Origin of the sequence: Flavobacterium sp. J27, assembly GCF_004303025.1 — a bacterium.
GTDB lineage: Bacteria > Bacteroidota > Bacteroidia > Flavobacteriales > Flavobacteriaceae > Flavobacterium.
In genome coordinates this window covers 120383-144160 of record NZ_PJQW01000005.1, presented here as the reverse complement: position 1 = coordinate 144160, position 23778 = coordinate 120383, and the positions used below count along the sequence as shown (strand labels likewise).

Annotated in this window: 21 protein-coding genes and 1 tRNA gene; 15 read left to right on the top strand and 7 right to left on the bottom strand. The window is 28.8% G+C overall.

Going from position 1 to position 23778, the window contains the following annotated elements; translation table 11 throughout:
- Window positions 1-195: 195 nt before the first annotated feature.
- Window positions 196-1713, top strand: a complete 1518-nt coding sequence (gene gltX, locus CX675_RS08650) for a glutamate--tRNA ligase (protein ID WP_130734839.1) — start codon at window positions 196-198, stop codon at window positions 1711-1713.
- 39 nt (window positions 1714-1752) lie between these two features.
- Here gltX and CX675_RS08645 read toward each other — a convergent pair whose 3' ends face one another.
- Both CX675_RS08645 and CX675_RS08640 read right to left on the bottom strand, forming a co-directional pair.
- Entirely contained in the window at window positions 1753-2166 is a 414-nt protein-coding gene (locus tag CX675_RS08645) for a hypothetical protein (RefSeq protein WP_165396005.1), read from the bottom strand.
- A 158-nt stretch (window positions 2167-2324) separates the two neighbouring features.
- On the bottom strand, window positions 2325-2975 hold the full coding sequence (locus CX675_RS08640) for a PorT family protein (RefSeq protein WP_130734837.1): 651 nt from the start codon (window positions 2973-2975) through the stop codon (window positions 2325-2327).
- A gap of 98 nt (window positions 2976-3073) precedes the next feature.
- On the opposite strand from CX675_RS08640, the gene CX675_RS08635 reads away from it, so the two are divergent.
- Entirely contained in the window at window positions 3074-4051 is a 978-nt protein-coding gene (locus CX675_RS08635; protein ID WP_130734836.1) for an SPFH domain-containing protein, read from the top strand.
- A 331-nt stretch (window positions 4052-4382) separates the two neighbouring features.
- On the opposite strand, the gene CX675_RS08630 is transcribed toward CX675_RS08635, so the two are convergent.
- Complete coding sequence (locus CX675_RS08630; RefSeq protein ID WP_130734835.1) at window positions 4383-6065, bottom strand: glutamine--tRNA ligase/YqeY domain fusion protein; 1683 nt, start codon at window positions 6063-6065, stop codon at window positions 4383-4385.
- Window positions 6066-6180: 115 nt separating this feature from the next.
- On the opposite strand from CX675_RS08630, the gene folB reads away from it, so the two are divergent.
- Window positions 6181-6537, top strand: coding sequence for a dihydroneopterin aldolase (gene folB, locus CX675_RS08625; protein ID WP_130734834.1), 357 nt, complete (start codon window positions 6181-6183; stop codon window positions 6535-6537).
- Between the two features lie 88 nt (window positions 6538-6625).
- Window positions 6626-6696: transfer RNA gene (locus CX675_RS08620), tRNA-Cys, on the top strand.
- 416 nt (window positions 6697-7112) lie between these two features.
- Here the strand turns inward: CX675_RS08620 and CX675_RS08615 are convergent.
- The 3 genes from CX675_RS08615 to CX675_RS08605 are packed head-to-tail and all read right to left on the bottom strand — an operon-like array spanning window position 7113 to window position 10793.
- Complete coding sequence (locus CX675_RS08615) at window positions 7113-7793, bottom strand: LysE family translocator (protein WP_130734833.1); 681 nt, start codon at window positions 7791-7793, stop codon at window positions 7113-7115.
- Between the two features lie 43 nt (window positions 7794-7836).
- The gene (locus CX675_RS08610) at window positions 7837-8502 is read right to left on the bottom strand and encodes a head GIN domain-containing protein (RefSeq protein ID WP_130734832.1); all 666 of its coding nucleotides are present in this window, start codon (window positions 8500-8502) and stop codon (window positions 7837-7839) included.
- A 29-nt stretch (window positions 8503-8531) separates the two neighbouring features.
- A complete protein-coding gene (locus CX675_RS08605; protein ID WP_130734831.1) occupies window positions 8532-10793 on the bottom strand; it encodes a ribonuclease R family protein in 2262 nt (753 codons plus the stop codon).
- Between the two features lie 200 nt (window positions 10794-10993).
- On the opposite strand from CX675_RS08605, the gene CX675_RS08600 reads away from it, so the two are divergent.
- The 6 genes from CX675_RS08600 (at window position 10994) to CX675_RS08575 (ending at window position 17404) form a co-directional block, all read left to right on the top strand.
- Window positions 10994-11233 (top strand): DUF2007 domain-containing protein, encoded by a 240-nt coding sequence (locus CX675_RS08600; RefSeq protein ID WP_130734830.1) that lies wholly within the window; start codon window positions 10994-10996, stop codon window positions 11231-11233.
- Between the two features lie 628 nt (window positions 11234-11861).
- Entirely contained in the window at window positions 11862-12293 is a 432-nt protein-coding gene (rpiB, locus tag CX675_RS08595) for a ribose 5-phosphate isomerase B (RefSeq protein WP_130734829.1), read from the top strand.
- A 102-nt stretch (window positions 12294-12395) separates the two neighbouring features.
- Entirely contained in the window at window positions 12396-13298 is a 903-nt protein-coding gene (locus CX675_RS08590) for a cation diffusion facilitator family transporter (protein WP_130734828.1), read from the top strand.
- A gap of 18 nt (window positions 13299-13316) precedes the next feature.
- Window positions 13317-14369, top strand: coding sequence for a hypothetical protein (locus CX675_RS08585; RefSeq protein ID WP_130734827.1), 1053 nt, complete (start codon window positions 13317-13319; stop codon window positions 14367-14369).
- An 11-nt stretch (window positions 14370-14380) separates the two neighbouring features.
- Entirely contained in the window at window positions 14381-15202 is an 822-nt protein-coding gene (locus tag CX675_RS08580) for an NAD(P)H-hydrate dehydratase (protein WP_130734826.1), read from the top strand.
- A gap of 78 nt (window positions 15203-15280) precedes the next feature.
- Entirely contained in the window at window positions 15281-17404 is a 2124-nt protein-coding gene (locus CX675_RS08575) for a Tex family protein (RefSeq protein WP_130734825.1), read from the top strand.
- Between the two features lie 69 nt (window positions 17405-17473).
- On the opposite strand, the gene CX675_RS08570 is transcribed toward CX675_RS08575, so the two are convergent.
- The gene (locus CX675_RS08570; protein WP_130734824.1) at window positions 17474-17674 is read right to left on the bottom strand and encodes a twin-arginine translocase TatA/TatE family subunit; all 201 of its coding nucleotides are present in this window, start codon (window positions 17672-17674) and stop codon (window positions 17474-17476) included.
- 246 nt (window positions 17675-17920) lie between these two features.
- Here CX675_RS08570 and CX675_RS08565 point away from each other — a divergent pair, with 246 nt between their 5' ends.
- Genes CX675_RS08565 through CX675_RS08545 form a run of 5 tightly spaced genes read left to right on the top strand, consistent with a single transcriptional unit; the run spans window position 17921 to window position 23776 of the window.
- Window positions 17921-18673, top strand: a complete 753-nt coding sequence (locus tag CX675_RS08565; protein ID WP_370277652.1) for a murein hydrolase activator EnvC — start codon at window positions 17921-17923, stop codon at window positions 18671-18673.
- A gap of 3 nt (window positions 18674-18676) precedes the next feature.
- The gene (locus tag CX675_RS08560; RefSeq protein WP_130734822.1) at window positions 18677-20191 is read left to right on the top strand and encodes a GH3 auxin-responsive promoter family protein; all 1515 of its coding nucleotides are present in this window, start codon (window positions 18677-18679) and stop codon (window positions 20189-20191) included.
- 2 nt (window positions 20192-20193) lie between these two features.
- A complete protein-coding gene (locus tag CX675_RS08555; RefSeq protein ID WP_130734821.1) occupies window positions 20194-21072 on the top strand; it encodes a carboxypeptidase-like regulatory domain-containing protein in 879 nt (292 codons plus the stop codon).
- Between the two features lie 44 nt (window positions 21073-21116).
- Window positions 21117-22808, top strand: a complete 1692-nt coding sequence (locus CX675_RS08550) for a hypothetical protein (RefSeq protein ID WP_130734820.1) — start codon at window positions 21117-21119, stop codon at window positions 22806-22808.
- Between the two features lie 5 nt (window positions 22809-22813).
- The gene (locus CX675_RS08545; RefSeq protein WP_130734819.1) at window positions 22814-23776 is read left to right on the top strand and encodes a hypothetical protein; all 963 of its coding nucleotides are present in this window, start codon (window positions 22814-22816) and stop codon (window positions 23774-23776) included.
- Window positions 23777-23778 lie beyond the last annotated feature (2 nt).

Here is a 23778-nt window from a genome sequence, read left to right as displayed (position 1 = left end):
ACTTTTAACCGATAAAATTACGATTTTATTGAATATGAATGGGATAAAAAAATGTTAAGTAATTGAAACATTAAAATTGAGGTTTGAATAAGTACTAAAGACTTAAAAATTTCAACAGAATGTGAATAATTGTATCTTTGTGAGGAATTACACAAAATCTGTAAAACATACATAAAAACAGAAAAGATTAAAAATATGTCTAAACCAGTAAGAGTACGATTTGCTCCAAGTCCAACAGGTCCTTTACACATTGGTGGTGTAAGAACTGCTTTATTTAATTATTTATTTGCAAAAAAAAATGACGGTATATTTTATATAAGAATAGAAGATACAGATCAAACCCGATTTGTTGCTGAAGCAGAATCCTATATTTTTGAAGCACTAGAATGGTTAGGAATTGCACCAGATGAAACCATTGGTAAAAATGAAAAATTTGGTCCTTATAGACAAAGTGAACGAAAACCTATTTATAGGAAATATGCAGAACAATTAATAAATACAGGTTGGGCATATTATGCATTTGATACTCCAGAAAAATTAGATGAATTAAGAAAAAATGCAGAAGCTAATAAAAATACTTTTATTTATAATCATACCGTAAGAGAAACACTGGATACTTCTTTAAATTTATCAATAGAAGAAACAGAAAAAAGAATACAAACAGGAGAACATTATGTGATTCGCTTTAAAACACCTATAAATCAAATCTTAGAAATTGAAGATATGATTCGTGGAATAGTCAAATTTGATACCAATTTATTAGATGATAAAGTTCTTTTCAAGAGCGATGGAATGCCTACCTATCATTTAGCTAATATAGTAGATGATCATTTGATGGAAACATCACATGTAATTCGCGGAGAAGAATGGTTGCCAAGTGTACCTTTACACTATTTATTATACCAAGCTTTTGGTTGGGAAGCACCAGAATTTGCACATTTACCATTAATTTTAAAACCAGTTGGTAATGGTAAATTATCTAAAAGAGATAGTGATAAAATGGGCTTTCCTGTATTTCCTTTAGAATGGAAAACATCAGAAGGAACTTCTATGGGCTACAGAGAAAATGGTTTTTTTCCAGAAGCTGTAGTTAATTTTTTAGCATTGTTGGGATGGAATGATGGTACTGAACAAGAAATATTTTCTTTAGAAGAGTTGATTGAAAAATTTGATTTAAAGAGAATTCATAAAGCAGGAGCGAAGTTTGATCCTGATAAAAATAAATGGTTCAATCATCAGTATTTGCAAAAGAAAAGTGATGTTGAGTTAGCAAGTATGTTTCAAAAGGAATTAGTAAAGAAAGGTATCTCGACTACTCCCGATATGACAGAAAATAAATTAACAAAAATTGTTTCCTTAGTAAAAGACAGAGCCAATTTTGTAACTGAATTGTATGATTTATCAGATTATTTCTTTGAAGCTCCGAAAGCGTATGATGAAAAAGCAGCAAAGAATTGGAAAGAAGAAACTCCTGTTTTGATGCAAAAAGTGGCTGATGAATTGAATAAAATTAGTGATTTTTCTTCTGTAACAATTGAAACGATTTTAAAAGAGTGGATGACAACAAATGAAATAGGAATGGGAAAAGTAATGCAACCTTTACGATTGAGCATAGTAGGTGCTTTAAAAGGACCTCATTTATTTGATATTATTGAAATGATTGGAAAAGAAGAAACCAAAAATAGAATAAAAAAAGCTATTGAGACTTTATAAAACAATAAACCCAGCTAATTGCTGGGTTTTACATTTCTATTAGTTTGAAAAACTTTTTCTTTTTTCTTCAAGATTAATAAAATAAGCTTCAAGAGCCTTAGCAAAATAAGCTGATTCTGCACCACTTTGGTACATTTTATCATTTAAACGATCCTTAACATAAAATCTTTTAGCAGTTACCGATGATTGCATACCATCACTATATAAAGCAGTTGATGTAGTACCGTCAGTATAATCAAAAATATATTTGTAAACTTCTCTATCTGCATAAGTTCCTGCATAAAAATCTTTAGCTTCAACAAAAATATATTTACCAAAATAATTATTCTGTACAGCTTTTAATACATATTTATCATAACTTTTTCTTCCTCTTAACATTACTAATAAAGTAGTATCATCTTGGCCAAAATCTGGTGGAATAGCATTATTTTCTTCTGAAAATTTAGCTTTCAATTTTGGTACTTCAATCGCCTTACCCACAAAACAAGATTGGAGAAACAAGCAACAAAAAATTAAAAATAAAATCTGTTTCATAAATTATATAAATTAAAAAATAAAAAGCCAAATGTAATACATTCGGCTTTAATAATAAAAAAGGTAATATTTTCTAATTATAAATAAAAAGTAATCATACCACTTAAGATTCCATAGTTAGCTTTAAATTTTTTATCCCCATTTAATAACTTTAAATCATTACTCTTGTTTAGATTATTCATAAAATTATTAATTCCATATTGATAGGCTACATGTAAACGCACATTCTTTACACCAGCAGTAATTCCAGCATAGATATTTCCATTAATTTTAGTAATATCGACAATATCATTAGCAGTTAACAAAGGACTATCTTTCAATAATTTTAATTTATCCTTTTCTTCAACACTTAACTTACCATTTACTTGAAGAACAGGACCAATCTCAAAAGTTAAATGGTTTTCAACTATCATATAACTTCCTGTTAAAAAAATTTGTACACCAGCTAATTTATAAGTAATATCTTCTTGACCAACTAAAGATTCTAAAGAAAACTTACTTTCAGTAAAATGCATCCCAAAGGCCATTTGCCAATTGTTATAATAATTTCCTCTTAAAGAAAAACCAGCGGTCCAACCTAGTTCAGGCTTAGCATTAAATTGGTCAGAAAATAAACTCATTTGTGTAATACCTCCTGAAATACCAATACGATTACTATCTCGATTTCCATATTGTGCATTTAAAGATAAAGTAATAAAAAAGGTTAAAAAGCAAATAATTTGTTTCATATCAAAAATTTTCAATAAAAATAAGCTTATTAATTAAAATGTGTAACTTTTTTCGATAAAAAGCGTATAATAACTATAAACCAATAAAATAACTAATTATGCCTTTTCTTATTATTCTAGTTGTAATAGGATTATTTATCCTTTTGAGTTCGTTTTTTACTGTAAAACAACAAACAGCAGTTATTGTAGAACGTTTTGGACGTTTTAATAGCATACGAAATTCGGGATTACAACTTAAAATTCCTGTATTTGATCGTATTGCAGGGCGTGTAAATTTACGTATTCAACAATTAGATGTTATCATTGAAACTAAAACAAAAGATAACGTATTTGTGAAACTAAAAGTTTCTGTCCAATTTAAAGTCTTACAAGAAAAAGTATATGAAGCTTTCTATAAATTAGAATATCCACATGATCAAATTACTTCATATGTATTTGATGTAGTGCGTGCTGAAGTACCAAAATTAAAATTGGATGATGTATTTGAAAGAAAGGATGATATTGCAATTGCTGTAAAAAGAGAGTTGAATGAAGCAATGTCAACGTATGGATATGATATTATCAATACCTTAATTACTGATATTGATCCAGACATTCAAGTTAAGAATGCGATGAATAGAATTAATGCTGCAGATCGTGAAAAAACAGCTGCAGAATATGAAGCAGAAGCTGGAAGAATTAGAATTGTTGCGAAAGCAAAAGCAGAAGCAGAAAGTAAAAGATTACAGGGACAAGGTATTGCAGATCAAAGAAGAGAAATTGCTCGTGGATTAGTGGAATCTGTTGATGTGTTGAATAGAGTAGGTATCAATTCTCAAGAAGCGTCAGCTTTAATTGTAGTTACCCAACACTATGATACATTACAAGCGATTGGTGCAGATACAAATAGTAATTTGATTTTGTTACCTAATTCTCCTCAAGCGGGTAGCGAAATGTTAAATAATATGGTGGCAAGTTTTACAGCGAGTAATCAAGTAGGGGAAGCCATGAAAAAAGCAAATAGCAATAAAACAAACTCAAAAGGTAAAAAAGATATTTTTGGAGGAACAGAAGAAGAAAACGATTCAGAAGAATAAAATTTGAATCAAAAATTAAAAATGAAACCATCAATTTTAAGAATTGATGGTTTTTTTGTTTGTAAAAGTAATTTTGGTACTAAAAATTAAAATAAGGCGATTTTAAAAACTTTCTGTAATGGAAATATAAAATCATAAAGGCTGTTTTTTTAAATGTCTTATATTTAAAATATGAAAGTCTAATTATTAATATAAAAACTATTGTTTTAAAATATATAATAATTAAAATTTATAATTATAAAAATCTATTAAAAACATAAAATTGATAATATATATAAATAAAAAAGACCAGTTGATGAACTAGCCTTTTTTAAATTTATTTTAAGTAAAATTATTGTACACTTACTTTTGCCCAAGTATCTCGTAAACCAACAGTTTTGTTAAAAACTAATTTTTCTGGAGTTGCATCTTTATCCACACAAAAATACCCCAAACGTTGGAATTGAAAATGTTCTAATTCTTTAGCCGTTTGTAAGCTTGGTTCTAAATAACCAGTAATAACTTCTAAAGAATTTGGATTGATATATTCTTTAAAATCAACCTCTTTATTTCCATCTGGATTTTCATGCGTAAATAAACGATCATACACTCTAATTTCAGCTTCAATTGCATGCGGAATAGATACCCAATGTATTGTTCCTTTTACTTTTCTTTTGCTAGCTTCTGAACCACTTCCTGATTTAGAATCAACATCATAGGTACAATGAATTTCAGTAATATTTCCTTCAGCATCTTTTACAACTGATTCTCCTTTAATGATATAGGCATTTTTTAAACGCACTTCTGTACCAAGAGATAATCTAAAGAATTTTTTATGTGCTTCTTCTTGAAAATCTTCTCTTTCAATATATAATTCTTTAGAAAAAGGCACTTTTCTATAGGTTAAAATCTCTTCTTCTGGATTGTTTTCTGCTTCTAACCATTCTTCTTGTCCTTCTGGATAATTGGTAATTACCAATTTAACAGGATCTAAAACTGCCATAACACGTGGTGCCACTTTATTTAAATCTTCTCTAACACAGAAATCTAATAAAGAAACATCAATTAAATTATCTCGCTTGGCAATACCAATTGTTTTCGCAAAATTACGAATAGCAGTAGCGGTAATTCCTCTTCTTCTCATACCAGAAATGGTACTCATACGAGGATCGTCCCAACCTGTAACATGACCTTCTGTTACTAATTGCAATAATTTTCGTTTAGAAACAACTGTATGCGATAAATTTCTACGCGCAAATTCTCTTTGTTTAGGTCTTACCTTAGATTCATCATAAATTTGGTTTAAAAACCAATCGTAAAGCTCTCTATGCGGTAAAAACTCTAAAGTACAGAAAGAATGTGATACTTGTTCTAAATAATCACTTTCTCCATGTGCCCAATCATACATTGGATAAATGCACCAATCATTCCCAGTTCTATGATGGTGTGCATGCATAATTCTATAAATAATAGGATCACGCATCAACATATTATTCGCATTCATAGAAATTTTAGCTCTTAAAACGTGTGTTCCTTTTTCAAATTCACCTTGCTTCATACGTTCAAATAAATCTAAATTTTCTTCTATTGAACGATTTCTGTATGGAGAATCAGTACCAGGAGTGGTAGGAGTTCCTTTTTGAATAGCCATTTCTTCTGAAGTTTGACTATCTACATAGGCTTTATCTTTTTTGATTAATTCCACTGCCCAATCGTATAATTGCTGAAAATAATCTGATGCATAACATTCTTTATCCCATTGATAACCAAGCCATTCAACATCTCTCTTAATTGCATCTACAAATTCCTGCTCTTCTTTTGAAGGATTAGTATCGTCAAAACGAAGGTTAACAGGTGCTTTATAATCAATTCCTAAACCAAAATTCAAACAAATAGCACTAGCATGACCCACATGTAAATAGCCATTTGGTTCTGGTGGAAAACGAAAACGTAATTTATCTTGAGGGAGACCTTTTTTTAAATCTTCTTCAATAATTTGTTCAATAAAATTTAATGATTTTTCTTCCGTTGACATAATAATTTTCAATGTTTTGACAAAGATAGAAAATGTTTAATTGTTTAAAGTTTAAAGTTGTTTAAAAGTTGAAAAAACATAGTAACTTTGACGGTAATTATAAATAAAATTTGCTATGGGAATTATTATTTTACAAAATATACGTACCTATTCGTATCACGGCTGTTTATTAGAAGAAGGAAAAATTGGTAGTGATTATAAAGTAGATTTGAAAATCAAGACAAATCTAAAGAAATCAGCGCAAACAGATGAATTACATGATACGGTAGATTATGTGGATTTAAATCGAATTGTAATGGAAGAAATGGCTATTCGAGCAAAACTCTTAGAACATGTAGCTCAACGTATTATAGATAAAATCTTACAAGAACTACCTACCATTACTCGAGTTAAAGTTGCTGTTTCAAAATTAAATCCTCCAATTGGTGGTGATGTGGAAGCAGTAACCATAGTACTACAACAAAAAAGATAGTGCAATAAAAACAATGGAAAATTAAAACTTTTTAGTGTTTAAACTTTAAACTTTTAAACTTTTTATTATATTTGCACTCCTAACAAAAGGCGTCGTGGCCGAGCGGCTAGGCACCGGTCTGCAAAACCGTCTACCCCGGTTCGAATCCGGGCGATGCCTCTGAAAGAGTTACTAGAAATAGTAGCTCTTTTTTTTTATGTTTAATTTTTAGAAAAAATTAAGTAAAGTCATCAGGCGATGCCACTATTTTAATAATGAGTTACGAGAAATAGTAGCTCTTTTTTTATGTTTAATTTTTAGAAAAAATTAAGTAAAGTCATCGGGCGATACCACTATTTAATAATGAGTTATTAGAAATAGTAGCTCTTTTTTTTATGTTTAATTTTTAGAAAAAATTAAGTAAAGTCATCAGGCGATGCCACTATTTTAATAATGAGTTACGAGAAATAAAAGCTTTTTATTAGAACCTAATTTACTCAAAAAAATTAAAATTATTAGAAATAATAACTATTAAAGTTCAGAATAGTTACTACATTAGAAAAAAAACCTTAAAGATAATCTTTAAGGTTTTTATATTATTTAAACATATCAAAATGTTGTTGGAGTTTCTGTTTTTCGTTGGGAAATAAACCCTGTAAAACAAAAAACAATCCAAAAATGAGTATTACAATACTAATGACACGTTTAATCTTATAAATATTTAAGGGCGTTAATTTGTTTTTTAATTGTTTTGCCAATAAAATCTTAGCAATATCAAATAACAAATAAAAGAATAAAATAGCTCCAAAAAAAATAGTGATACGTTGGGTTTCCATATGCATTTTTGGTCCGTGAGTAATGATAATCATCAACCAAAAACCTAAAACTCCTATATTGATAAAATTGACTAAAAATCCTTTAAAGAATAAACCAAAATAATTGTTCTTTTGAATATTATCTTCATCTTCAGGGATATGTTGTTTTTTCTTATACGTTTTCTTTAATTGAATAAAAGAAATTAAACCATAACCCAACATAATTAAACCTCCTACAATAAATAATGTGGGATTATCTTTTAATTGTTCTAATAATTGATTGGTACTTAAATAGGCAATTAAAATAAATAAAATATCTCCAAAAACGATACCTAAATCTAAAGTTAAAGCAGCTCTAAAACCTTTAGTAATACTTGTTTCTAATAAAACAAAAAAACCAGGTCCTATTGAAAAAGCCAAAAGCAATCCCCAAGGAATTGCTGCTAAAATATCTTGCCACATAGTGTAAAAAACGTGTTTAAAACACGAAGTTACATAAAAAAAACTATTTCGCTTGTTCTATAGTTCCTCCAGCTATGGTTTTTTGGTTGATTTGCTTTGGTTTTCCATGAATTAAAATAGTACCTCCTGCTCTAATCTTGGCATCTACTAAATCAGTAGCATATACATCGGCTTGACCCCCAGCATTTCCAGTTATAGTAGTTTGTTTGGTAATTAAATCTTTAGCTTCATATTGTGCACCAGAATTTACAAGAATGTCTGCATAGGCTGCATTACCAGAAATTTTTAAAATACTTCCTTGTGAAGCTCTGGCTTTTAATTTCTCCACTTCAAAATTTACTTTAATTTCTGAACCTTCTTTAGCAATTAATTCAAAAAGTACACCTTCAAACGTATCATTAGAAGAAACTCTAGAACCTTCATTCGCTTCTATAGCATCTATTGAAGTATAATAAACTGTAGCAGAAATATTATCTCCTTGCAATAATTTACCGAAGCTCATTCTTATTTTTAATTCGCCGTTTTTATTTACAATTTCTACATCTTCCTTTTTATCTCCTTTTAAAACTACTTTATTTTCAGTACTTTTAATTAAATACACATCAATTTTATCAAAAGCTGTAACTTTTGAAAAAGCACCTACTTGTTTTTCTGTTTGTGCAAAAGTAAAAACACTTATAAATAATAAGCTATACATTAATTTTTTCATGATTCTTTATTTTAAAATTAAAATTTGATTTATTCGTTTTTTCTTAAATACCAAAAATCCAACTGTTTTTTAACTAAATCAGCATTTTTTACCTTAACAAATACTTCATCACCGAGTTGTAAAATATTTTTAGACACTTCTCCTACTAATGCGTATTGCTTTTCATCAAAGGTGTAATAATCATCTTTTATTTCTCGAATGCGACACATTCCTTCACATTTATTATCAATTATTTCTACATAAATCCCCCATTCGGTTACTCCGGAAATGACGCCTAAAAATTCTTCATCTTTATGATCTTGCATGTATTTTACTTGCATATATTTGATAGAATCTCTTTCCGCTTGTGCCGCTAAATTCTCCATATCAGAAGAATGACGGCATTTTTCTTCATAATCATCTTCATACACACTTTTACCTCCATCTAAGTAATGTTGTAACAAACGGTGTGCCATAACATCAGGATAACGACGAATTGGTGAAGTAAAATGACTATAATAATCAAAAGCTAAACCATAATGACCAATATTTTCAGTAGAATAAACGGCTTTACTCATCGTACGAATCGCTAAAGTATCTACCAAATTTTGTTCTTTTTTCCCTTGAACTTCTTCTAATAAATTATTTAAGGAATTTGAAATAGATTCTTTCGATTTGAAATTAATAGAATAACCAAATTTTTTAATTACAGTTTGTAAATTCATTAATTTATCTTCATTCGGTTCATCGTGAATACGATATACAAAAGTTTTCTTTTGTTTTCCTATGAATTCTGCTACTTTTCTATTAGCTAATAACATAAATTCTTCAATCAAATGATTGGCATCTTTAGAAACTTTGAAATAAACTCCTGTAGGTTCAGCTTCTTGGTTTAAATGAAATTTAACTTCTACTTTATCAAAAGATATGGCACCATGAGCCATTCTTTTTCTTCTTAAAATTTTAGCTAATTCATCTAATTTTAAAGTGGCATCTACTATAGACTGCGGTACTTTATATTCTTTTCCTGTTAAGGATATTGCTGCAGGAATAATGTCTGACTTAGTTTTTGACGACTTAGATAATGATTTTTTATTTGTGTCGTCAAGAAGCAACTTTTCTTCAGCGGAATTATTATTTTTAGTGTTGCTTTCAATAATATATTGCGCTTCTTCATAAGCAAAGCGTTGATCGCTATAAATTACCGTTCTTCCAAACCATGAATCTACAACTTCAGCTTTTTGATTTAATTGGAAAACGGCAGAAAAGGTATATTTTTCTTCATGAGGTCTTAAAGAACAGGCAAAATTAGACAACACTTCTGGTAGCATAGGCACTACTCTATCTACTAAGTATACAGAAGTTGCTCTACTGTAAGCTTCATCATCTAAAATAGTACCTTCTTTTACATAATAAGAAACATCAGCAATATGAACACCTATTTCATAATTACCATTTTCTAAAACTTGAAACGATAAGGCATCATCAAAATCTTTGGCATCTTTAGGATCTATCGTAAAGGTTAATACATTACGCATATCTCTTCGATTGGCTATTTCAGATTCTGTTATAGAAGTATCAATCTTTTTAGCATACGTTTCCACTTCAATAGGAAAATCATAAGGTAAACCATACTCTGCAAGTATAGCATGAATTTCAGTATTATGTTCTCCAGGTTTACCTAATATTTTTATCACTGTTCCAAATGGTGAATCTGCCTTTTTAGGCCAATCTTCCATAGAAACTAAAACTACATCGCCGTGTTGCGCTCCATTTATTTTATTTTTTGGAATAAAAATATCGGTGTACATTTTTGTATTGGCAGTGGTTACAAAAGCAAAATTCTTTTGTATATCGATTACGCCTACAAATTCTGTTTTAGCTCTTTCTAAAATTTCTAATACTTCAGCTTCCGGTCTTCTTGAACTTCTTCTGTTGTAAATGTAAGCTCTTACTTTATCACCATCTAAAGCATGATTTAAATTAATAAAAGGAATAAATACATCATCTTCTAATTCATCGCAAATGAAATAACCTGTTTTTCTTGAAGTCATATCTATAACACCTTCATAATATTCTGACTTAGAAATAATTTGATACTTACCTCTATCGGTTTCATGAATTTTATCTTGCGATTTCAAAATTTTTAAATCTCGTATAATTTCATTTCTACTTTTGGTATCATTTAATTCTAAAGCAGCTGCAATTTGTTTGTAATTAAAAGATTTTGAAGGTTCTTTGGATAGTATTTTAAATATTGGTGCGGTAAAATCTTTTTGTTTTTTACTAAGTTTTTTAGGTTTCTTACTCATTGTATCTCTTATGTGTGCCTTAATATTTTTACAGAAACACAAGCATATAACTTTTACACGTTCTGTATGCTTATAAAATTTATTTTGGCTATATTTTTAATTAATTGTGAAAGTTACGAAATAGTTACAAGTTGTAAGTTATATGATATAAGTTTTAATATAAATCTAACATTATTTATCTTTATACAAAGATTATACTCATGAAAGATTTTGTAACGATAGCTATTTTTAATTTTCCTCATGAAACTTACATTCTAAAAAATCTTTTAGACCAAGAACATATTCCCTATATTTTCGAAAACGAAACCTTAGTTTCTATCGATCCTTTTGCCTCTATTGCTTACGGAGGTATTAAATTAAAAGTACATCCTAAAAATTTAGAAAGAGCTAAAGAAATTTTAGACAGTTTTAAAAATGACAATCATTTAAAAATTGTTTAATTATAAAAAAGAGAGTTTTCAACAGTATTTAAAAACAACAAAAATTATTTTTTAAAATTTTAAAATTTATGATGGTTATGATAGCATGTTAATATGTGGAATAAGTTTTTTAAAATAAGTAAAATTTTAAAGTTTTGCATAGTTATACAATTCTATTAACATTCCTTTTTTTTATTAAAGTATTGATTTTTAATTTAAAGAGCAATTTTATTTTCTATTTATTAACAACTGTTGATTTCTGTTTTTATATATTTTTTGTAAATAACTTTCATTTTTTAATTTGTTAATAACTATAGTTAACAAACTCATAAGTTTAGAATAAAAAATAAAAACTATTATATGTTTTTTCATTTTCATTTTTGATTATAAAAAAAAGGTTACTATTTGAAAAAAACTTCTCTTTTTTTGTTTTTACTTATTAACATTTAATGTTAATTTAAAGTTAGCTGATTATCAATGCATTGTAAAATACTATTAACAATTGTAATAATTAACTTTAAATTAATTTTTAAGTAACTGATTCCTAAATATTTGAAAGCGAACATTTTTTTTAAATAATCGACAGTTACTGTTTTTATCTCCTCTTTTTATTACTTATTTTTGTAAACAATAAACAACACAACATATTATGACTATATCGATAGGAAACGACCACGCAGGTCCTAATTACAAAAAAGCCATTGTTCAATTTTTGAAAGAAAAAGGGTATCAAATAATTAATCATGGTACTGATAGTTTTGAAAGTGTAGATTATCCAGATTTTGGACATCCTGTTGCAGAAGATGTGACTAGTAAAAAAGCAACATTTGGTATTGTAATTTGCGGCTCTGGAAATGGGATTGCAATGACAGTTAATAAACATCAAGAGATTCGAGCGGCTCTTTGTTGGACTAAAGAGATTGCAGAATTAGCGCGTTTACATAATGATGCGAATATAATTAGTATTCCTGCACGTTTTACATCTATTGAACAAGCAGTACAAATGGTGGAAACATTTTTGAACACTTCATTTGAAGGAGGAAGACATGCAAATAGAGTGAATAAAATTGCTTGTCAATAAAAACTATTGAAAATATTGGTGGTGTTTTAAAATTAATTTAATTTTAAAGATTATGTATTTCAATCTTAAATTATAATAAAGAACTCTTTTACACCATTTAAAATGTCTCATACACATAATCACAAACATCAAGTTGAAGGTAAGAATTTATTTTTTTCTATTGTTCTTAATGTAATTATCACATTAGCTCAAATTATAGGAGGAATTGTATCAGGTAGTTTAGCTTTAATTTCTGATGCTTTACATAATTTTTCAGATGTTTTATCTTTAGTTTTTAGTTTGATTGCACATAAATTAGCTAAAAGAAAGGCTTCATTAAATCAAACTTTTGGCTATAAAAGAGCCGAAATATTAGCCGCTTTTGTAAATGCTGCGACTTTAGTAATTGTTGCTTTTATTTTAATTTATGGTGCTATTGAACGGTTAATTAAGCCTATAGAAATAGAATCTAATTTAGTAATTTGGTTAGCTTTATTAGGAATAGTTGTAAATGGCCTATCTGTTTTATTATTAAAAAAAGATGCACATCACAATATGAATATGAAATCGGCTTATTTACATTTATTAACTGACATGATGGCCTCAGTAGCAGTTTTGGTAGGTGGCTTATTAATGTTATTTTATAAAATTTATTGGATTGATAGTATTATGACCTTAATTATTGCTATTTATCTTATTATAGTAGGTTTTGATTTATTAAAAAAAGCAACTAAAATATTAATGCTTTTTACTCCAGATGATATTAACATTAAAGACATTATTCAAGAAGTACATCAAATCAAAGGAGTAAATAAATTACATCATATTCATGTTTGGCATTTAAATGAAGAAGAATTGCATCTAGAAGCGCATTTAGATTGTTCTGAAGATATTACAATGAGTGATTTTAATAGACTATTATATCAAATAGAAACTGTTCTTTTTGAGAAATTTCATATTAATCATATTAACATACAACCCGAATTTAAAAAAGAAGATTCTAAAGATTATATCGTTCAAGATTAAAAAAACTTTTGTTTAAAAATGAGTACTGAAAAACAACAATTAAAAAAAGAATCCTTTCCTATAAACAAACCTCTTAGGGATTATCTTGATAAATACAAAAGGTTAACTAAAACCAATGTGTTTTATGATGATTTATTACGTTTTCAAGGGGCAATTTCAGTATATGATAAACAAGGTGAAGATACTTTGTGGGTGCGCGTATATTACAATGAATTTGAAAGAGTAGAAATAGATAAGAATCTAAAAAAAATATATACTTTATTACATTCTGATGGAAATGAAAGTAGTTTTGCTTTTTTAAATGTAGACCAAATTGATTTTTGTACATTCGGAAATTCTAAGCCATTTCGAATAAAAGTCAGGAATATTTTAAATGATAATTACACGCACTTTTACATAAAAAAAGCAGATGCATCCAGAATATATGGATTAGAACTAGAACATATTTTATCCCCTAACCGAATTAATTATTTAGTTTTTAAAGACACTTTAATAGAAGAACATATCGTAGGTATTCCTGGAGACGTATTTCTAGAAAAAAATTTAAAAGAATGCACAGAACATGCTAAAGCCCAAATAGCCAAACAATTTGTAAAGTTTAATGAACGTTGCATGATAGGCTTATTAGGAGATATGCGATCCTATAATTTTGTAATTATTCCTATCTATGATTTTGATCAATTGGTTTTTAAAATTAGAGCCATCGATTTTGACCAACAAAGTTATGAAGGGAGTTTTAAATTATATAAACCCCATCTTTTCAAAGAAAATTTCCAATACAATCAATTGGTACAAAATAAACTCAGTCAAAGTTCTATAGAACAATATCAGAATGAAGAAAGATCAGTACTAGTAAAACGGCTAAGAGATTCTAAAGTCCGAATACACGATTTATTGTTGGCAATGAAATCGACACCCTTAGCTCCAAAAGAGCATATTGAACAATTAGGAAGAGAAATTTACGATTATACTCATGATGTAAATTTTAAAAAAGCAAAAACCATGGGAGAAATAGTTGAAGCTGCTTTAAATTTTATGAAGCGTAATTTTAGATTTGAAGGCGATGAATAAATACATATAAAATGACAACTATAGATATTTCTTATATACAAACTTTTTTTAGAAAAAGACAGTTAGATTCTCATAAAGGAAATTATGGCCATGCTTTTTTAATTGCTGGAAGCTCAGACAAAATAGGTGCTGCTTTATTGGCTTCAAAAGCTTGTTTAAGAGCTGGTGTGGGCTTGCTTACTACGAGTATTCCTAAAGAAGATAAAGCAAGTTTAAATACTTTTCTACCCGAATCTATGATACATTTTAGAGAAAACGCTATCGATTTTTCTTTATATAATGCGATAGGAATAGGTCCAGGGATAAATACAAATGAAGCTTCTCAAAAATTAGTATACACTACCCTATTAAAAAATGATAGTAATATAGTTTTAGATGCAGACGCTTTAAATATTTTAGCTGAAAATAAAGATTGGTGTAACCAATTACCTCTAAATACTATTTTAACGCCACATCCAAAAGAATTTGATCGTTTATTTGGTAAACACATTACAAATGAAGAAAGAAAGATAACTGCAGTTAGAAAAGCTATGGAAATGAATTGTATTTTAGTTTTAAAAGGACACAAAACAATAATTACTAATGGTTTTGAAACATTTGAAAACACTACAGGTAATTCTGGTTTAGCCAAAGGAGGTTCAGGAGATGCTTTAACAGGTATAATTACCGCTTTTTTAGCACAAGGATATCCGCCCTTACAAGCAGCAATTTTTGGAGTATTTATTCATGGATTAGCAGCGGATATCACTTTACATTCGCAAAGTGAAGAAAGTATGTTAATCACTGATGTTGTAGAAAATTTAAGTGCTGCCTTTACCAAAATTAAAGAATAAATAGATTATATTTTCGTTACTTCATAACCATCACATAAAGTAATTTGTATAAATTGCACCTCAGAAATTAGACAAAAAATGAACCAAATTCAATTTATAAAAGCGGCTGTAAATACATTAGATAAAAATATTGAAGCCACTTTAAAACTCCTTTTAGAAGATTGTACCATTCCTTTTATTTCAAGATATAGAAAAGATCAAACAGGTAATTTAGACGAAGTTGAAATTGAAACTATTGCAAAATCAGCAAAACAATATGACGAAATAGTAAAACGAAAAGAAGCTATTTTAAAAGCGATTGAAGAACAAGGACAACTTTCGTCAGATTTAAAATCTAAAATTCAAAATAGTTTCGATTTACAAGAAATAGAAGACTTGTATTTGCCATATAAAAAGAAAAAGAAAACAAAAGCTGATGTAGCAAGAGAAAATGGTTTAGAACCATTGGCTAAAATTATTATGGTTCAAAATAATGATGAAATTGAATTTGAAGCCTCTAAATATATTTCAAAAAATGTTTCTAATGAAGACGAAGCACTACAAGGTGCCAGAGATATAATAGCCGAATGGATCAATGAAAATATGTATATACGTAAAAATTTACGCCGTTTGTTTCAAAGAAAAGCAGTCATTACTACCAAAGTGGTAAAAAAGAAGGCAGAAGATGAAGACGCTCAAAAATTCAAACAATACTTTGATTGGTCTGAAGCTATTTCTAAAGCACCTTCGCATCGATTATTAGCCATGCTTCGCGCGGAAAAAGAAGGTTTCATTAAATTAAAAGTTGAACTAGAAAATGATGAAGCCATCGACTTTATTGAAGAAAATACTTTAAAAGGTAAAAACGAGAGTACTGCACAAGTTAAAATAGCTATAAAAGATAGTTATAAACGTTTATTAGAGCCTGCCATTTCAAACGAAACATTACAAGAAGCCAAAGCTAAGGCAGATACCAAAGCAATTGAGGTTTTTGCAGGAAATTTAAGTCAGTTGTTGTTAGCACCCCCATTAGGAGAAAAAAGAATTATGGCAATCGATCCAGGTTATAGAAGTGGCTGTAAAGTAGTATGCCTTGATGAAAAAGGAGATTTGCTGTACAATGAAACTATTTATCCTCATGCGCCTCAAAATGAAAGTGCTATGGCAATGAAAAAGGTGCGTTCTATGGTGAATGCTTATAATATTGAAGCCATTTCTATTGGTAATGGAACGGCAAGCAGAGAAACAGAATTTTTTATAAAAAAAATAGCATTTGATAAACCTATTCAAGTATTTGTAGTTTCGGAAGCTGGTGCATCCGTCTATTCCGCTTCTAAAATTGCCCGAGACGAATTTCCTACCTATGATGTTACCGTACGTGGCTCTGTATCTATAGGAAGAAGATTAAGTGATCCATTAGCAGAATTAGTTAAAATTGACGCTAAATCTATTGGTGTTGGTCAATATCAACATGATGTGGATCAAACCAAATTAAAAGAAGAATTGGATACAGTTGTGGTTCGTTGTGTGAACTCTGTTGGAATAAATATTAACACAGCAAGCAAGTCATTATTAAGTTATGTTTCTGGAATTGGAGAAAAAATGGCAGAAAACATTGTCGCTTATCGATCAGAAAATGGGCCGTTTGAAGACAGAAAGCAACTTAAAAAGGTACCAAGATTAGGCGATAAAGCCTATCAACAAGCTGCCGCTTTCATCCGAATTAAAGAAGGTAAAAACCCTTTGGATAATTCTGCGGTGCATCCAGAAGCGTATAAAATAGTGGAGAAAATGGCAAAAGATTTAACTATTTCGGTAAACGAATTAATTGCTAACAAAGAAAAAATCAGTCAAATTAAATTAGAAAATTATATTTCAGATGAAATAGGTATTTTAGGTTTAAAAGACATTGTTAAAGAATTAGAAAAACCAGGATTAGATCCTCGAAAAGCGGCTAAAGTATTCGAATTTGATCCTAATGTAAAATCGATACATGATTTAAGATCGGGTATGATTCTACCAGGTATTGTGAATAACATTACGGCTTTTGGTTGCTTTGTAGATGTAGGTATTAAAGAAAGTGGTTTAGTACATATTTCCCAACTAAAAGAAGGGTATGTTTCCGATGTAAATGAAGTCGTTAAATTACACCAACATGTACAAGTTAAAGTGGTTGAGGTAGATGAAGCTAGAAAAAGAATTCAGTTAACGATGATATTGTAATAACTAAAAAACCCAAATACTTACTAGATAAGCGTTTGGGTTTTAGTATAAAAAATATCAGACGTATATTTATTCTTTCGTTTCGTCTTCTTTTTTGGTCAATTTTTGATCCTCGTCTTTCATAGCGTTTTTAAATTCTTTTACTCCACCACCGAGACCTTTCATTAATTCTGGAATTTTTTTACCACCAAAAAGTAATAAAACAACTATTATGACAAGAGCAATCTGCCATGGTCCAGTAACACCTAAAAATATTGTTAATGCATTCATGATTTCAATAATTAATGGTACAAAGATAAAAAGAAAAATACAAACCTTTATTTTTTAACTAATAATTATACAGTTTATCATGAAAAACGGTTGTAATTAGTATATTTGTAGGTAATAATTAAAAGGTAAATGACAAAAAAAAGGAAAAAAAGGCAGATACTTTTAAAAAAGCTTTTCAACAAGAGACGATTAGTTATTCTTAATGAAGATACTTTTGAAGAAACATTTTCTTTGAAATTAAATTTAATGAATGTTTTTGTTGTTGTTACCTTATCTGCTATTTTTTTAATTAGTATTACTACTTATATTATAGCTTTCACTCCCCTTCGAGAATATATTCCTGGTTATGCTTCTACCCGATTAAAAAAAGATGCTACAAATTTAGCAATCAAATCAGATTCTCTACAAAAAAAGGTAGATGTGAGTAATCTTTATATTGCTTCGATAAAGAAAGTATTAACAGGAGATTTAGAATATGCCAAACTCAATAAAGATTCTTTAATTCCTGCGGAAAAGCAAAATCTTGATGAAAAAAGTTTAACCGCGTCAGATGTTGAAAAAGAACTGCGAAACAAAGTTATACAAGAAGATAAATTTAACGTTTTTGAAAATGCAAAACCAAAAGTAAATTTTGTTTTATTTTCTCCCGCTCAAGGAACTATAATCGAAAATTATAGTGCTAAAAATAATTTTTTAGCGGTAAAAATTGCTTTAGTCGATAATACACCTATTAAGTCAGTAGCTTCTGGTACTATTATTTTTTCAGAATGGACACCTTCTTATGGATATGTGGTTATAATAGAACATCAAGAAGGCATTTTATCGGTTTATAAAAATGCCGCTTCGGTAACAAAGGAACAAGGTGATACTGTAAAATCAGGTGAAGTTATTGCGTTAGCAGGAAACTCATCTAATACAGAAAAAAGTAGTACGCTTCGTTTTGAACTTTGGAAAGATGGTTTTCCAATTAATCCTACTCAGTTTATTAATTTTCAATAATATATGTCAATTAAGACTCTAGCAGCAAAAGTTTTTGCGAAACAGATTTATAAAAAAAACCAAAAATGGATTACAAATCCTATAACTACACAAAAAAAGGTCTTTGAAGAATTAATAAAAACAGCTCAAAATACAATTTTTGGAAAAGACCATAGTTTTGAAAGTATTCATTCATATGAAGATTTTGTTAAGCAAGTCCCTATTCGCGATTATGAAGCTTTAAAACCATATATAGAAAGAGTTATTAAGGGAGAAGAGAACATACTTTGGAAGGACAAACCATTATATTTTGCTAAAACTTCTGGAACCACTTCAGGTGCAAAATACATTCCTATTACTAAAGAATCAATGCCTTTTCATATTGAAGCGGCAAGAAATGCTATTTTAACTTATATTCATACTACAGGGAAAACAAACTTTGTGGATGGAAAAATGATTTTCTTACAAGGTAGTCCCATATTAGAAGAAAAAAACGGAATTAAACTGGGGAGATTATCGGGTATTGTAGCGCATTTTGTTCCAAAATATCTCCAAAAAAATAGAATGCCAAGTTGGGAAACAAATTGTATTGAAGATTGGGAAACCAAAGTTAATGCTATTGTAGATGAAACTATTCAAGAAAACATGACTGTTATTTCAGGTATTCCTTCTTGGGTTCAAATGTATTTTGAAAAATTAAAAGAGAATACGAATCAACCCGTAGGAACTATTTTTAAGAACTTTAATTTATTTATTTATGGTGGTGTAAATTATGAACCTTATAGGGCTAAGTTTGAAAACTTAATTGGAAGAAAAGTAGATTCAATTGAATTGTTTCCTGCTTCTGAAGGTTTTTTTGCTTATCAAACACAAAATTACCATAAAAAAAATGATGAAGGAATGCTCTTGTTATTAAACGCTGGTATTTTCTACGAATTTATAAAAGCAAATGAAATTCAACTTAATAATAAAGGATTTGAACCTAAAAGATATACTATAGGAGAAGTAGAGTTAGGAGTCAATTATGTTATGATTATATCTACTAATGCAGGTCTTTGGGGTTATAATATTGGTGACACAGTTCAATTTACTAGTTTACAACCATATAAAGTTATTGTTTCTGGAAGAATTAAACATTTTATTTCTGCTTTTGGAGAGCATGTCATTGCTAAAGAAGTTGAAAAAGCATTAGAAGAGGCAATTGTTGGTACAGAGATACAGGTTAACGAGTTTACAGTTGCTCCTCAAATTACACCAAAGGAAGGACTACCCTATCATGAATGGTTCATAGAATTTGAAAATGAACCAGTTGATATTCATGAATTTGCTTTAAAAATTGATGCATCTATGCGAAAGCAAAACATTTATTATGATGATTTAATTGTAGGTAAGGTTTTGAGAACATTAATAGTTTCTAAAGTTGAAAAAAATGGATTTCAAGATTATATGAAATCAATTGGAAAACTGGGTGGTCAAAATAAAATTCCTAGATTAAGTGATAATAGAAATATTGCCGATCAACTCAAGATAATTTCTTAAAAATGAAACAGAAATTGCCCTATCTATTTTTCCTTTTTTTTTGTCATTGTATTTGCTTCGCACAAATAAAAGGTATCGTTAAAGATAGTATTTCTAGTGAACCTATTCCTTTTGTAAATATTTGGGTTGAAAACGAAGAAATTGGCACAACTTCAGACCTAGATGGAAGCTTTTCTTTACATATAAAAGACATTAATAAAAATTTAATTTTTTCTGCTTTAGGATTTCATAAAAAAATGATACCAGCCAAACAAAGTGAAGTTGTCTTCCTAAAAGCAACTGTAATAGAATTAAATGAGGTAGTTTTATTAAATAAAAAAGAAACGAAGAGCATTGAAATTGGAAAAACACCAAATGCTATTTTGCAAACTTTTGATAATGGACCAAAAATAGAAGCTAAATTTTTCCCTTATAAAGAGTCTTACAAAAAAACACCTTTTATAAAAACAGTTAGTATTCAAACCGATAGCAAAATAGAAGAAGCTACATTAAAAATACATTTTTATGAAGTTACTGAAGAAGGCGCTCCTGGAAAAGAATTGTTACAGAAAGATTTCTTAGTAAAAATTAAAAAAGGGATTTTAAAAAATAAAATAGATATTTCAACCTATAATTTAACCATTTCTCAGAAAGGAATTTATGTAGCTTATGAAAAATTAATGATCGAAAGTAATGCTTTGGAAAGAAAAAATATAGATCCTTATACAAAAAAAGAAAAGAAGCAAAAAACATATTATCCACATGTTTTGTATAATTATGTAGAAAGAGAATCTGTATATAGTTTTTATGGAGGAAAATGGAATAAAAAAGTAAATGAACAAGAACCGCAGGAGAAATTAACCATTTTTGAACCTGCTATTAATCTTACTTTAACCAACTAAAAAATAAATAGCTTACCTTTGCAGGTTAGATAAACAAAATATTAATGAAGGACATTAAAAACATTTCGCGTTCTAGAGCGCAAGAGTCGTCAGCAGCTATTGAACGACTGTACATTACCATGAGACATTTATTTAACAGAGGTTTTTATAAACCAATGGGAGTCTCGGGAGAAACATTAAGACAAGCATTACTTTCTTTACGACCTGAAATTTACGGAAGTATTGCTGAGGAAAAAGTAGAATTAAAAGGATTGTTGTATGTAATTGAGCGACTTCCGATTGGAATTGAAGAATGCCGCTATATTAATTTAACTTCCGATGAAGGCTATTCTAATTCACACTTTAAACCCATCGTTCCACCAAAAAGAAGAAGAAACTGTTATCGTATTGATGATGAACAAATGAATGTGGAAATTACTAGAGGACGTTCTGATATTTATGATATTTTAACACACCTAACATTCATTTTTATTGAATCGCACAAAATTAAAGATAGAGTTTTAATAGCCGATGATGGAACAGTTAACAGAGATTGGCAAAAACTGGAACAAGCTGTAAATCAAACCAAAAAATTAACCCTTATTGAAAGAGAAAAAGCAATTTCTCATGCAGCAAATGTTTTAGGAAGAACTTTTGCAGAAGTAAAAGATATTTATGATGACTTTGCTATACCAGATGCACCAGATCGATTCATACATGTAGTATATTGGTTAGGAAGACTGGCAATTGAAGAAATTGTTGATAATAATAAAAGAACCATTACTTTTAGTCCTATTTTAAGAGAACGATTAGGACATCATATTTATGGTGATATTTGGGCAACAAATATTAAAGAAGTATTACTTGCAAACCATTTAATAGATAGACCAATTCATATTATTAGTGCCAATATGCATAGTGTTATGAATTCTATTTTTGCGGAACCTGTATTAGGAAAAAAATACAAAGACGCGTCACCATTTCAAATATATGAAGACTTAAGTAGTTCGAATAGTAAGGAATTACGTAAAAAAGTGGAAGAATATGCATTAAAACAAGGCATGATTTCTTTGCCTGATACTTCTGGTACTAATATTGATGTCCAAATTTTTGATACTGCTAAAATTGATTTAAAGAAGACCATTTTTTCTAATACCAAAACAGAAGACCAAAAGCCTGTTTTAATTGTAATGGATTATGCTTTTGGTGAACAAGCTTTTGAAACTATTGATGAACTTTTAAAACCATTTAAAACAGATAAGAAAAACAAATTATTCTTAAATGTTGAATCGGTTTCTATAATGGGAAAAGCAGGTATTTTACAAGGAGGTAAAGGAGACATAATGATACCTAACGCACACGTTAATGAAGGTACAGCAGATAATTATCCTTTTGAAAATGAGTTATCAGCTACTATGTTTGAAGGAAATGATATTCCTGTATTTTCTGGGCCAATGATAACGGTTTTAGGTACATCTTTACAAAATAGAGATTTGTTAAAATTTTTCCATGAATCAACATGGGAAGCTATTGGTTTAGAAATGGAAGGAGCATATTATCAAAAAGCCATTCAATCTGCTTCAAAAATTAGAAAAAGTATTACTGCTGATGTAAAAGTTCGTTATGCTTATTATGCTTCAGATAATCCATTAGAAACAGGTAGTACATTAGCTTCAGGTGGTTTAGGAACAACCGGAGTAAAACCCACTTATTTAATTACGATCAAAATCTTAGAACAAATTTTTAACATAAAATAAAAGCTATGAGCACACATTCCCAAGATCAAGAAATAGATTTAGGACAAATTTTTATTAAGATTAAAGATTTTTCAAATAATATTCTAGATACTTTTTTTGATTTGATTTTATTTTTCAAAAGAAACATCATTGTTATTATAGTACTATTGATTTTAGGTTTTGGATTAGGTTATTTTCTTGATAAAAAAAATAAATCATATGAACATAATATTATTGTAACTCCAAATTTTGGAAGTGCAGATTATTTATATGCCAAAATAGATCTTTTGAACGCTAAAAAGAAAGAAAATGACACGTTATTTTTTAAATCTATTGGAATTAAACAAACTAATAAATTAAACTTTATTGAAATTCAACCTATCATTGATGTTTACAAATTCATAGACAATAAAAAAGAAAATTTTGAACTTATAAAGTTAATGGCAGAAGATGGTGACTTACAAAAGATAATAGAAAATGACATTACAAGTAAAAATTATCCTTTTCACAAAATTACTCTTAAAACGAAAGAGTTAACTAATAAAGAGTTCTCTATTCAACCTATTTTAAAGTTTTTAAATGATTCAGATTATTTTATAGCAATACAGAAGCAAAGTCAATTAAATATACAAGCAAAAATGACAGCTAATGATAGTACAATTGCTCAAATCAATGCATTATTAAACGATTTTTCTAAAAATACTGCTAGTCAAAAAAATGACAAATTAGTATATTACAACGAAAACAATCAATTAAACGAAATAATTAAAACCAAAGAAAACTTAGTTTTAGAACAAGGAATTAACAAAATTAATCTAATTAATTCAGATAAGATTATAAAAGATATTAGCGTTACAATTAATAAAAAACACACAAGTGGTATTAATGGAAAACTAAAATTTATCTTACCAATTCTGTTTCTTATTACTTTTTTGGGTCTTACTGTATTTAAAATATTTTATAAAACGCAAAGCGCTAAAAGACTTTAATA